Below are 12,812 nucleotides of genomic sequence, written 5' to 3'. Positions count from 1 at the left end.
AATTCGCCTTGTTTTCACTGAGAATCTCTAGCTAGAGAAAAATAAATTTAAATATCATTATGGTTCAATATGTTAGTAAATCTCTTAACCAGAGTTCAGGTTAAGATAGTGTATTTATAACCGATTCAATTTTTTATACCAATTCGCGTCAGATTTAATCCTTCAAATTGATTAAGTATTATTGCGGATTGGTATTAGTTACAGGGAATAAGTCATGAGACTACTTTTAACGTTAGGTTTGGGTTTAGCTGTTAGCTTTTCAGCACATGCTGAAAAAGAGCTCGACTTAAACGCGTTTGCGCAGCAGTACTATAAAACAATGACCGCCACACAAGCGCCTAACGCAGGTACTAAAGAGCTCGAGACTTACCTTGCATTGTTAACTGATGACATTGGCAATCAGCATATCCCGTATCAGCCTGATGATTCGCGTACTCCCGATGGCAAAGAACAAATGCGCAAAGGCATGAGTTTTTACCTAGGTGCACATACGTTTTATGAAAGCACACTGCTTAATACATTTGTGTTTAACGATACAGGCTTTGCGATTCGTTATAAAAACGATGTAAAAGGTATTCACCCGCAAAATAAGCAGCCAATTGAGTATACCTCCACAATGCTGGACGTAATCGAAATTGAAAACGGTAAAGTGGCGATGATCCGCAAGTACCATGAATAAATACTTTTAAGCATTTATTCATGGTACTAATATTTTTGATAATTACTTTTTTTGGTGGTAATTGACTTTTTTAAAGGCATCGTAAACAGCTAAGTGTAGAGTTTCGGTATAATCTAGGTTTTCAAAATATTTAAATTGCACTTGGCTTTTTTTGTTAAGAATAGGCGCTATTTTTTTGTGTAATTGTCTTGCTAGACCTTCCATTAGTTCGCCTTCTTTACCAACGCCAATATAAACCGATTGTGGAAAAGTTTTTGGTTCAAAAGGGCCGTTTAGTAACTCATTATCGGCCCACCATAAGCTTGGACTAATTATTACGTAATGATTAAACATAGCTGTATGATTAAATAAAATATCGGTGGCAAATAGCCCGCCGAGCGACTGACCAATTAAAGTACTCGTTGAGTTTGTGCGGTATGTTTTATTAATTAGCGGGCGTAGTTCATCGTTTATAAAATGGATAAACTTTTTTGAGCCGCCATGCGTTGGTAAATCTTTTATATCAAGCGGGTGACTACTTGCTGACGTTAAGTCGTGTTTACGATCTATATTCGCAATACCCACAACAATGCTTTCAGGCATGTGATTTATCGACGAAAAAGAGGCAAATTGTACAAGCCCTGCAATATGGATAAAGTCTTCATCTTTTGAGCCATCAAGCAAGTAAATAACGGGGTAATGTTTTTCTGTATTCTGTTGGTAACTATTTGGCAGGTAAACGTTTATAATGCGTTGCTGGCTAAGTGTTGTTGAATTAAGTGTCAGGGTTTCGCCAATGCTAAAAGGCTCAATTTTAACCTTTTCTGCGTAGCTAAAAGCGCTAATGGTTAAACATATTATTGCAAATAAACTTAGAGTTTTATTTTTCATAGGGCTGCCTTTAGTTGTTATTGTTAAAGTTTAGACTTCTTTTCCGCCGTGTTTTTCTGCTAAGTCGTCAAGCTCAGCTGAAGTGTAATCAAATCCGCCTTCATCAGACTTATAAGTTACTTTAACGCTATCCCCACCATTAAATAAGCGAGTTTTTACCTCGTTTACTGACCAATTTTTTAGCACATGCACAAATCGGTTAGCAATTTGTGATGATTCAAAACGATAGCTAATTTCTGTTTTCATAAATAATAAAGCTCTGACTATTTTTACCCCCGCAGTGTGTGCATTTTATAGAGATAGTCAAGTTTCAATGGTAAAAATAAAGGGCTAAATTGTAAGCTTTGCAGTTTAGTCACTATGTGGCGCACTTTTAACTTGTAGGTGTTTTTCAAACTTATATCATTTTGATCACACAACATTGGACTTTTTTGTGTAATTAGTCGCTAATAGTAATCTAAAAGTATTTATTAACAGTATTAAACTGTTTAAAAATAACAATCACACAGTAGCGGAGCAATTTGATGAAAATATTAGTGAGTTTGGTGAGCTTAATCGCCTTTTTATTGGTTGTACTACCAGGCCCTTTATATAAGTTTGGTATTGTAGAACTAGGAACTGCATTTGCAGGTTTTCGGTTTGCTGTTTATGCCGGTGGCGCTGCGCTTGCGCTGCTTTTACTACAAGTTATATTTATGCGTAAAACAGTAACATTTGGTAGTACAGCGATTGCGGTTGTATTTTCGGCGATTGCCATTGCTATGCCTTTAAATATGATGAACACAGCTAAAAGCGTACCGCCAATACATGATATTTCTACCGACTTAGTTAATCCGCCTAAGTTTGTTGCTATTGTACCACTTCGTGCTGATGCACCAAACCCAGTGGCTTATGCCGGTGAGGAAACCGCAAATCAACAACGTAAAGCTTACCCTGAGCTAGTTACATTAAACCTTGTTCAATCGAAAGCTGATTTAATCGTAGCTACAGAGCAAGCGGTTAAAAATTTAGGTTGGGAGCTTGTTAATGTTGATGCTAGCTCAGGGCTTGTAGAGGCAACAGATACAACAACATGGTTTGGTTTTAAAGACGATGTGGTTGTGCGGATCAATGATGAAGGTAGTCAACGTTTTGTTGATATTCGTAGTAAGTCGCGTGTAGGGCGAAGTGATCTGGGGAAAAATGCACAGCGTATTCATACACTAATTAACGAGATAAATGCAGAGCTAACGAAGTAGCGCATTTTTAGTCAAAGTAATAAAAAGCCCGAACAATGTTCGGGCTTTTTTGTGTCTATTTTTTGTATTGTCAGTTTCAATTCACAGCGGGTGTAGCATACTGTTGATGATTTAAATTTTTAACAACTATGGAGTTATTATGAAAACAGTAGGATATGCAGCAAAAAGCCAAGGTTCTGAACTCACAGAGTTTTCTTTTGAACGCCGCGATTTACGAAATAACGATATAGAAATTGAAATTTTATACTGTGGCGTATGCCATTCAGACTTACACGCCGTTCGAAATGATTGGGGTGGCAGTGATTATCCGTTAGTTCCTGGACATGAAATTGTAGGCAAAGTGTTGTCGGTAGGTAACGACGTAAAAAAATATAAGCAAGGCGACACGGTTGCTGTTGGTTGTATGGTTGATTCGTGTAAAAGCTGCGATCAGTGTGATAACGACGAAGAGCAGTTTTGCCGAGAGGGCATGGTAGGTACTTATGCAGGTAAAGACAGAGTCAATGGCGACATGACTCAAGGCGGTTACTCAAAACACGTGGTCGTACGGGAAGAGTTTGTACTTTCGGTACCACAAAATCTAGATCTTTCACGCGTTGCACCGCTACTGTGCGCAGGTATTACAACGTACTCTCCACTTCATAAATGGGGTGTAAAAAAAGGTAGTCGAGTTGCTGTTGTAGGTCTGGGTGGACTTGGTCATATGGCTGTTAAAAATGCAGTTGCTATGGGGGCAACGGTTACGGTTGTTGGTCGTAGTGAGTCTAAAAAAGAAGACGCAGTGAAATTAGGTGCAGACCATTACTTAGTATCATCAAATGACGATGAAATGAAAGCGGCGCAATCTGCTTTTGACATTATTATCGATACCGTGCCCGTAAAGCATGACTTGTCTATTTATACATCGCTACTTGATGTTGATGGTACTCTAGTTATCGTTGGCCAAGTGGGTCCCGTGGATGAAGTAAATACGGTCCCCCTATTAATGGGACGTCGCCGAATTGCAGGATCGTTGATTGGCGGTATAGCAGAAACGCAGCAAATGCTCGATTTCTGTGGCGAGAATAACGTACTCCCTGAGTGTGAAATGATCAACATTGATGAAATTAACACCGCGTACGAACGGATGGAAAAGTCAGACGTTCGATACCGTTTTGTCATTGATATGGCGTCGTTAAGTGCTTAATTCATAAGTTAGTAGAAAAACCGCTACTTAGCGGTTTTTTTACAGAAATTTTTAACCGACTCCTGCTATCGTCTTTATCTCATTCCAAGAAGCTTAGAAAGCACGTACCTAAAATATTAAAAAAGAATATAGCTGCCACGACAGACATGTCAGATGAAGCGTATTACGTTGTTGTAATTCCATCAACTCAATAGGATTGGTGATACTAGATATGAATAGACGTAGTTAAAGTTACACAGCCAAAGTTAATAATTACAATGCTTAGTAGAGCAGCCGTTTTTACTAGAACATTTGATTTTACATCATATGTCATAAATAAACTTTAAAGCTCATTCTGAAAATAGTGAGTACACCGACGAGTTTTAAAGGTGTTTTAAAGTATAAAAATTTTATTTGAATATTAATTATAATAATATGATTTATAAAGCTTTTAATGCATAAGTAGACTTTAAGGTAGCTGCTACCATAACTCAAAATAGTAGTCTAATGGTTTTTTTTAACCTATATTTAGAGCACTGTGTATATTAACATTTGGTTAGTATTACTATTCATTTTATTAAGGCTCTTTCATGTTTGGTATTTCTAAAAAGAACGCAAAAATTGAAGAAATGGAACTTCAATTAATTCAAAAAGAGTCTATCTTGTCTGCAATTAACAAGCATGTGGCCTATATTGAGTTTACACCAGAAGGAATAATTTTAGACGCAAATCAATTGTTTTTAACAACGATAGGATATAGCAAAGAAAAAATAATTGGTAAGCATCATCGCATGTTTTGTGAACCTGAATACGCAAAGTCAAGCGAATACAGCCAGTTTTGGCAAGCTTTAAAAGCAGGAAAGTCTAAAGCAGGATCGTTTTTGAGGTACAAAGCTAATGGCGACAAGCTTTGGCTTGAAGCAACTTACTTTCCTGTAGAGGAGCGCGGCGTAATCACCAAAGTTATTAAAATAGCCTCTGATATTACCGCAACTTATATACAACGAAAGGCACAAGAAGCCATCGCTAATGCACTTGATAAAGCTTTAGCCACAATCGAATTCACGCCTGAAGGTAATATTTTAAAAGCGAATCAAAATTTTCTAACAACGATTGGCTACAGCTTAAAAGATATTGTAGGTAAGCATCATAAAATGTTTTGTACTAAAGTGTTTTATGAGAAAAATCCACGCTTTTGGAATGAACTAGCGCAAGGGCAATTTAAGTCTGGAAAGTTTAAACGCATTGCCGCAGACGGTTCAGAAATTTGGCTAGAGGCTACTTACAATCCAATATTAGATAGTACCGGTAATGTAACTAAAATCATTAAGTTTGCATCAAATATTACCGATCGAATTAAAAACAATAGTGCGGTGACTGAAGCCGCTGCAATCGCACACGAATCAGCTGTTTCTACAGTAGAAACAGCTAAAAAAGGATCTGAAATACTGCAAAGTTCCATAGCAAACTCCGACGCAATTGTAAGCCAAGTACTTAAATCGGTAGATTTAATAAAGGACCTTAATGAGCAATCTGCTGTAATAGGCTCTATTGTTTCTACAATTAGTAGCATTGCTGATCAAACTAATTTATTGGCACTTAATGCTGCTATAGAAGCTGCACGTGCTGGTGAATACGGTCGAGGTTTTGCGGTTGTAGCAGATGAAGTAAGGCAACTTGCAGCCAGTACGAGTCGTTCTACTAATGAAATAGCAACGGTTGTGAAAAATAACCAAGAGTTAACTAATGATATATCAAAGCAAATAACGTCAGTTTCAGACTCATCAAAACAAGGAAGAGAGCTTATTGCTAATGTATCTGAGGTCATTAAAGAGATTGAACGCGGAGCTGATATTGTTTCCCAAACAGTCGCTAAGTTAAATGCTTAATTTATTATATGACCTTTTCGATTAAATACACCTAGCAGCATTCTAAACTGATAAAGTGCGACAATTTGTCGCGCTTTTACTTTAACCGGACGTACTATAATAATGCCAATTATTACAATGGCATAAATTTAAATGGTTTATAAAAGCAAAATTAAAAAAACATATTTACTAACCCCTCTCGCATTTCTAATTAGCGGTGTGTTATCACCCACAGTATTTGCCGACGACACGTCATTGGAAGTAATTGAAGTACATGGTCATGTGCAAAATAAACACTTAGCGCTTGGCTCGTCAGAATCACTATTAAGTGATTTAGGTGTGGATTTTTCAGCGGCAGGTGGAGTGTCAAATTTGCCCATTTTGAACGGTTTAATGGGCGATAGAATAAAAGTGCGTGTTGATGGCGCTGATGTAACCGCTGCGTGTGCTAACCATATGAATCCACCCCTTTCTTATATTTCTGCAAATCAAATTACCGCTTACAATGTTGTTGCGGGCATATCGCCAGTGAGTGCTGGTGGCGATAATATTGCAGGTGTAATAAGCGTAAATTCTATTTCTATGCAGTATAACGAAAATAACGGCCTTAGTTGGCATTCAGGTTATGTGTCGGCGCAGTACAACAGTCTAGGTAATGGCCGTAAATTGGGTATGGGAGCGCGTGTTGCCAGTGATACTGTTAGCTTTAATTATCAAGGTGCTTTTAGTGACGCGAAAAGCTACGACGATGGTAATGGCGATTTGGTGTTCGATACATTATATCGCGCACAAAACCACAATTTAACTGCGGCAATACGTGATGAAAAACAACAGTTTGTACTTAAGCTAAGTCATCAAAAAATCCCGTATCAGGGATTTCCAAATCAGTATATGGATATGACCGATAACATCAGTTACGGTGCTATAGCTCAATATAAACGCTCTTTTGAAAACAGTGAGCTTGAGGCACAGTTAAATTGGCACAGCGTAAAGCACGAAATGGGGTTTTTCAGTGCAGAAAAAACAGGCATGATGCCAATGAAAACCGATGCCCAAGATATAAGCTCGCAGCTAAAGTGGCGTATCGCGCTTGATCAAAATAGCAGTATTTTTCTCGGTCAAGAATATTATCATTACAGTATTGATGATTGGTGGCCAGCTGTTGAAGGGTCAATGATGATGGGGCCAAACGAGTACGTAAATATAAATAATGGCAAACGCGAGCGTATTGCTGTATTTGCTGAATACGGGAGTCAGTTAAACAAACAATGGTGGCTAAACACCGGTGTACGAATTGAAAATATAAGCACAAATGCAGATGAAGTGCAGGGATACAACAATGGCATGCCTATGATGAATATGGGCACAATGAACTCAATGCCTATGCAGCCAAATAATGCCACTGCAGCCATTGAGTTTAATGCCAGTGATAGAGCTAAAACAGATACGGTCGTTGATGTTAGCTTATTGCTTAATTATCAAATAACAAATAATGATGAGCTTCAGTTTGGTCTTGCTCGTAAAAATAGAGCGCCCAATTTGTACGAGCGATACAGTTGGGGGGTAAGCAACATGGCAACCACTATGATTGGTTGGTACGGTGATGCAAATGGTTATATTGGCGATCCTGACTTAGCTGTTGAAACGGCGCATACATTTAATTCTACGTATATTAAATCGGCAAAAGAAGATGACTGGCGTATTAGTGCTAATGTTTGGTATACCGATATTACAGATTATATTGACGCTGATATTATTAGGTCCTTCAATCGCTTTGGCTTAGAGGACACTACGCGTAATGTGCTCAAATTTACCAATGTAGATGCCACTTTATATGGCGTTAAATTAGACTTAACCGCTAACATTTATAAATCTAAGCAGTTAGGTAACTGGCAATTAAAAGCGAAAGTTACCAATACCAGAGGCAATCGCGACGATACTAACCAACCGCTTTATCAAATAAAACCACTGCAAACCGAGTTTGCTATTAACCAGCAACTAGGGCGCTTTGAAAATACATTATCGTGGCAATGGGTTGATACTAAAACACGTATAGATAATAACCGCTTTGAGAATCAAACAAGCAGTTACAGTTTAGTAAATTTGAATTCAAAAGTATCGTGGGGAAATTTAACGCTCAGCGCAGAAGTTACAAACTTATTTGATGAATACTATCAATTACCGCTTGGCGGAGTGAGTATTGCTCAGCTTAAACAAGGAAGTAGTAATCGTTTTGAGCAACTCGCAGGGCAGGGGCGTTCATTTAATATGGGCGTAAGCTACGTATTTTAATTGCATTATACTAATTAACAAGGGCAGGTTATTCCTGCTCTTGGCTATTTTCATCAATTATTTGCGCAGTATTATCTTGCTGCTCAAGCTTTTCTCGTTCGGCTTTTGACACATAAGCAGGTTTGTTGCTTTTGTGTAGCTTTGCGTTAGTACGCTTGTCTTTTTTTTGAAATTTAGTGACGATTTTTTTACGACGGTTCACAATTAAATGCCTTGTTAATTTTAAGTCGCGCATTATACAGCCATCCACATAAAAGCCGCTATATAAATATTAACTCAGGTAACTTGTGCGTTTACCGCAAAGTGCTATATGTAAACTCTTCCAAGCGTTATAGTTGCCGCTCTTAGTTATTAATTAAATGGGAATTGTTTTGAAAAAGTTAGCTTTAGCCAGTATTGCCTTATTTGCATTTGGCGCTCATGCGCAGTTAAATAAAAATATTGATAGCGTTGCCGATTACGCAGTAAATACCTACCAAAATGCTCAAATACACACACTAACTAACTTAGTGGCTTTTCCAACCGTTAATAAAAGCGACATTACTGCTCCTCAAAATCCCGATTTTATTGGCTTTAAAGCTCTTTTAAAAATGAAAGCCGCAGAGCTTGGCTTTGACTACCAAGATTTAGGGTACACAGTATTAATTGGTATGGGTGAGCAAAGCGAAAAAGTAACCGTAGTAACGCATGGCGATGTACAACCCGCTAATGCGAGTAAATGGAAACAAAGCCCATTTATTATTGATACATCAGAGCATGGCAAACTTGTTGGCCGTGGTACCGAAGATGATAAAGGCGCAATAGCGACAGCGCTCTACGCAATGAAAGCAATTAAAGACAAAGGCATACCGCTTAATAACCGTATTGAGTTAATGATTTATCTAGCAGAGGAGTCTGATTGGGGCCCGCTTACTGAATTTATGAAAACGTATGAGCAACCAAAATATGCAGTAACGATTGATGCATCATACCCTGTAGTGGTTGCCGAGAAAGGCTGGAGCTTAATTGCACCTACTTTTAATGCAACATCACCACAAACGGGTTTATATGTAAGTAACGTAACGGGTGGTGCGTTTAGAAGCCAAATTCCAGAAGACGCAAGCTTAGTACTTCATAATGCAGATACTGCACTTATTAATAAATTTAAAGCAAAAGCCAAAACATTAAATAAAGTTGAGTTTAACTTTACTAAGCAAAATGATGGCTTAGCAATAATCGTTAAAGGGATGTCGGCGCATTCATCAGAGCCCGAGTCTGGTATAAATGCCATTGCTTACCTAGCCGAATTATTTAAAGGTATCGAGCTTGAAAATAACAGCGATGGGGAGCTAATCGACTTTGTTAACCAGTTAATTGGTTTAGATCTTCACGGTAAGCAATTTGGCGATATAGCCTATATGCATGACTTTATGGGCCCAATGACTGTAGCTCCTACTGTTATTGAGCGCAATGGCAATGCGCTAACACTCGCTGTGAACGCACGTCGCCCGATGGGTAAAGATGAAGCCGTATTACAAAAACAGATTGATGATGCTCTTGCTAATTGGCAAGCGGCTAATAGCATCACGCTTGCAAATATAGAAACGACTATTGGTACACCTATGCTGCTAGATAGCGCGCCGCATGCACAAAAACTGCTTGATATATTTAAGCATTTTACAGGCGATGAAAAAGCTGATTTTGTATCAATTGGCGGCGGCACTAATGCCAAACTGTTTGATAATGCAGTATCGTTTGGCCCTTCTATGCCTGGTAAACGTTACACGGGCCACTCAGAACATGAATTTATTACCCTTGAGCAACTAGAGCTTAACTTACGTATGTATACAGCGATGATGATAGAGCTAGGTAATATGTAATTTAACCAGTACTGCGATTTAAATGATAGGTGCTGAGTGTTTATCAGTACCTATGTCTTCAAAGTTCACATCAGGTAGGCTTTCAAAGCTTGGTTTTGCAAACAAATAGCCTTGCATAAGCTCAACACCTGCGTGTTTTAGCCATGTGTATTCTTCTACTGTTTCTATTCCTTCGGCAAGTGCTGTTATGTTCAAATCGCGAAACATATTTAAGCAATGGGTGACTATAAATTGGCGTTTTTTGTCGTTGTTAATATTGCGTATAAGCGCCATATCTAATTTAATAATATCTGTTTGAAAGTCAGCCAGTAGGTTTAATCCAGAGTAACCTGCGCCAAAATCATCGGTTGCCGTTTTAAAGCCAAGTGATTGGTAGTAATCAACAACGCGTTTTATGTGCGCGGTGTCTGCAATTTTTTCTACTTCGGTAAATTCAAACATGATGTTTTTTATAGGAAAGTTATATTTTTTAGCCGCTTCTAAGGTGGTGCGTATGCATCGCTCGGGTTTATAAATAGCGTTTGGTAAAAAGTTAATACTCAACATAGACGTTACCCCCAATTTTGCGGCAAGCTCAATGGCTTTAATACGGCACAGTTGATCAAACGCATAGCGGTTATCTTCGTTTACTTTAGAAATTATAGAGTAGGCAGATTCGCCTTTTAATCCTCTAACGAGGGCCTCATAACCAAAAATAAGACTAGTTTGACAGTTAATGATTGGTTGAAAAGCCATTGAAAAATCAAACTTGAGCTTTTTTGTATCAGCACAGTTACTGCATGTGGCTTTTTCACAATATTTTGATTTTTCATTCATTTAGCTCAGCCTCTTATGTTTATTTATTTTAGGTTAGTTGATATTAGAACCTAACACAAACGAATAGGGTATTGGTTTTTATGGTAGTTAATAACGATTTAAATAATGTATGGTGGCTAACGTCATAGGATTTAATGACAGTTAGCTGGTCCTTGTCTGCCTATTAAATTTATAATAGCGCTATATGGCTAAGGAGAGAGCATGACTACATCACTATCATTTATAGTAAACTTAAAGCCAAGCTATTTTTCTTGGCTTTGAATTTTTACTTGTAGCCCTATGATGTTATTAAATTATATGGGTAATTTTTTTCACGGTTTTGAAATGATAAAATAGCGGTGTTTTTAATTATTCCTTGTTCAATATTAATAGCACGACGAATAGTATCGTCTTTTTGCCATTGTTCTGCACCTGCAATTATAGTGGGTAAATAAACGATAAGTGCACCAGAGATCGAGCGCGTTGCACTTTCCCATAAATAGCTAGGGGTATGATCAACTGCATAATAATCTATGGTTTTATAGTTAAACATCGGATTTTTAAACGTGGTTGGCTTTGCAAAAAAGAACCCCATACCCTCATCACAACTTACATCAATAATTAGGCTATTAGGTTTTAAACACTGGGCTTCAGACTCAATTAAAAAATTAACCGGATTGGCAGTTTCTTGGTAGGTGCCATTTACAATAATGTCAGCTTCGCTAATGAGTTCAGTGAGGGGGCGCGGTGTTCCGTCGTGTTCAACTACCACCATACGGGCTTCGCCTTCGTTTCCTGGACGTACTTTAACGTAATGACAATCGAGTACTTCTTCGCGTACTTCATGATCTGGGCGTTGTATGCAAATTGTAATATCCCTAAAACCATGGGCTTTAAGGGCATAAATAGCACCACGGCTAACGGCTCCAAAACTAAAAATAATAGTCTTGCGTTGATTACCATAATGGCCATCAATCCCCTTTAGTTGTAGAGCATGCAATACGGCACAATAGCCTGCCATTTCATTGTTTTTATAAAAAGTATGGCGACCTACATTACCTTGAGGCGACCATACGAACATATCTTCAAAGGCAATTAATGTGAGCTTTCTATCTAGTGCGGCTTGGGTGATTTCTTGTTGTTGTACGCAATGAGCGTATCCCCAAATTGTGCCACCTTCTTTGAGTTCTTGTAAGTCAGCAAGGACTGGTTTTGCAATAATAGCAGTGCCTATTTCAGTGAGTATTTCACTGCGCGATGCTATCCCACCGCTCAGAGCTGCAATTTCTTTATCGCTTACATTAAATGCATTCCCGTAGCCTTGCTCAAAAATCATTTTTTTTCTGAGTGCTTCTGGTATGCGAATTAAATGTTCTGGATGAATAGGGTATCGTCTTTCGTCTGTTTTACGTGACGTTCCAATTACGCCGATGGTTAATTCACTCATGCTATATCCTTGTTCAAAGTATGCTGAGTTCATAAACGAATAATGCTACTTCGCAAACAAACTGGTATTTTTTTACAGGCGCGCGAATGCCTTGGCTGTAAAAATAGTGCTTGGTAAAGGGTGTTATTTTAAGTCGCTAAATTAGAGCGATGAATTTTAAGCAGTGATGGATCAGAAAGTTAACTTATATCGAATTACAAGTTGAAAGTAGGTAATTGTAAGCAGCTACTATAACAGCAATGCACGGTGCTTACTTAGGTTAAAATTATTATCGATAAATTGATTTTATATCGCCTATTTATTATTACGTTTGCAGCGCTCTGAGCAATAAATAACGTTTTCCCAATCGCGTTGCCATTTTTTACGCCATGCAAAGGGCTTGTTGCACACAGGGCAAATTTTTTTCGGTAGATTAATTTTTTTATGCACCATATTTATGAATCTTCTTTGTTACTTTTACTAGGGCGTGTTGACCTTTCGTGATTGATTTTGCAGCGGACTGTTTGGTTTTTAGGCAAGGCAGAGCCTATGTAGTGTGGTTATTCCCCATAAATAGTTGATAACGCAGCATAAATTCCAAACATGCGCTGCCCTTTGGT

Annotated in this window: 12 protein-coding genes; 6 read left to right on the top strand and 6 right to left on the bottom strand. The window is 38.2% G+C overall.

What is annotated here, in order from left to right:
- Positions 1-214: 214 nt before the first annotated feature.
- A complete protein-coding gene (locus CWB66_RS03610) occupies positions 215-679 on the top strand; it encodes a nuclear transport factor 2 family protein (protein ID WP_138584368.1) in 465 nt (154 codons plus the stop codon).
- Between the two features lie 42 nt (positions 680-721).
- Here CWB66_RS03610 and CWB66_RS03605 read toward each other — a convergent pair whose 3' ends face one another.
- Positions 722-1,549: an alpha/beta hydrolase gene (locus CWB66_RS03605; protein WP_138584367.1), complete on the bottom strand. Its 828-nt coding sequence runs from the start codon at positions 1,547-1,549 to the stop codon at positions 722-724.
- A 30-nt stretch (positions 1,550-1,579) separates the two neighbouring features.
- The gene (locus CWB66_RS03600; RefSeq protein ID WP_077538684.1) at positions 1,580-1,795 is read right to left on the bottom strand and encodes a hypothetical protein; all 216 of its coding nucleotides are present in this window, start codon (positions 1,793-1,795) and stop codon (positions 1,580-1,582) included.
- A 278-nt stretch (positions 1,796-2,073) separates the two neighbouring features.
- Between CWB66_RS03600 and CWB66_RS03595 the strand changes: the two genes are divergently transcribed.
- The 4 genes from CWB66_RS03595 to CWB66_RS03580 all read left to right on the top strand — a co-directional run bounded on the left by CWB66_RS03595 (position 2,074) and on the right by CWB66_RS03580 (position 8,112).
- Positions 2,074-2,787, top strand: coding sequence for a DUF1499 domain-containing protein (locus tag CWB66_RS03595; RefSeq protein ID WP_138584366.1), 714 nt, complete (start codon positions 2,074-2,076; stop codon positions 2,785-2,787).
- A gap of 139 nt (positions 2,788-2,926) precedes the next feature.
- Positions 2,927-3,973 (top strand): NAD(P)-dependent alcohol dehydrogenase, encoded by a 1,047-nt coding sequence (locus tag CWB66_RS03590; RefSeq protein ID WP_138584365.1) that lies wholly within the window; start codon positions 2,927-2,929, stop codon positions 3,971-3,973.
- A gap of 569 nt (positions 3,974-4,542) precedes the next feature.
- The gene (locus CWB66_RS03585) at positions 4,543-5,841 is read left to right on the top strand and encodes a methyl-accepting chemotaxis protein (RefSeq protein ID WP_138584364.1); all 1,299 of its coding nucleotides are present in this window, start codon (positions 4,543-4,545) and stop codon (positions 5,839-5,841) included.
- A 132-nt stretch (positions 5,842-5,973) separates the two neighbouring features.
- Positions 5,974-8,112, top strand: a complete 2,139-nt coding sequence (locus CWB66_RS03580) for a TonB-dependent receptor (RefSeq protein WP_138584363.1) — start codon at positions 5,974-5,976, stop codon at positions 8,110-8,112.
- A gap of 28 nt (positions 8,113-8,140) precedes the next feature.
- Here the strand turns inward: CWB66_RS03580 and CWB66_RS03575 are convergent, their stop codons facing one another.
- Complete coding sequence (locus CWB66_RS03575; RefSeq protein WP_171037456.1) at positions 8,141-8,347, bottom strand: DUF2986 domain-containing protein; 207 nt, start codon at positions 8,345-8,347, stop codon at positions 8,141-8,143.
- A gap of 136 nt (positions 8,348-8,483) precedes the next feature.
- On the opposite strand from CWB66_RS03575, the gene CWB66_RS03570 reads away from it, so the two are divergent.
- Positions 8,484-9,971 carry a dipeptidase gene (locus CWB66_RS03570; protein WP_138584362.1) on the top strand — a complete coding sequence of 496 codons (1,488 nt, stop codon included), beginning with the start codon at positions 8,484-8,486 and terminating at the stop codon, positions 9,969-9,971.
- Between the two features lie 18 nt (positions 9,972-9,989).
- Here CWB66_RS03570 and CWB66_RS03565 read toward each other — a convergent pair whose 3' ends face one another.
- From CWB66_RS03565 to CWB66_RS03555, 3 genes are all read right to left on the bottom strand, one after another.
- Positions 9,990-10,787 carry an EAL domain-containing protein gene (locus tag CWB66_RS03565; RefSeq protein ID WP_138584361.1) on the bottom strand — a complete coding sequence of 266 codons (798 nt, stop codon included), beginning with the start codon at positions 10,785-10,787 and terminating at the stop codon, positions 9,990-9,992.
- Positions 10,788-11,064: 277 nt separating this feature from the next.
- Positions 11,065-12,213, bottom strand: coding sequence for a N(5)-(carboxyethyl)ornithine synthase (locus CWB66_RS03560; RefSeq protein WP_138584360.1), 1,149 nt, complete (start codon positions 12,211-12,213; stop codon positions 11,065-11,067).
- A 294-nt stretch (positions 12,214-12,507) separates the two neighbouring features.
- The gene (locus CWB66_RS03555) at positions 12,508-12,645 is read right to left on the bottom strand and encodes a DUF2256 domain-containing protein (RefSeq protein ID WP_077538670.1); all 138 of its coding nucleotides are present in this window, start codon (positions 12,643-12,645) and stop codon (positions 12,508-12,510) included.
- Between the last annotated feature and the right edge of the window lie 167 nt (positions 12,646-12,812).

The sequence above is a fragment of the Pseudoalteromonas sp. S558 genome (genome assembly GCF_005886635.1).
Taxonomy (GTDB): Bacteria; Pseudomonadota; Gammaproteobacteria; order Enterobacterales; family Alteromonadaceae; genus Pseudoalteromonas; species Pseudoalteromonas aliena.
This window is presented reverse-complemented; position numbering and strand designations above follow the sequence as displayed.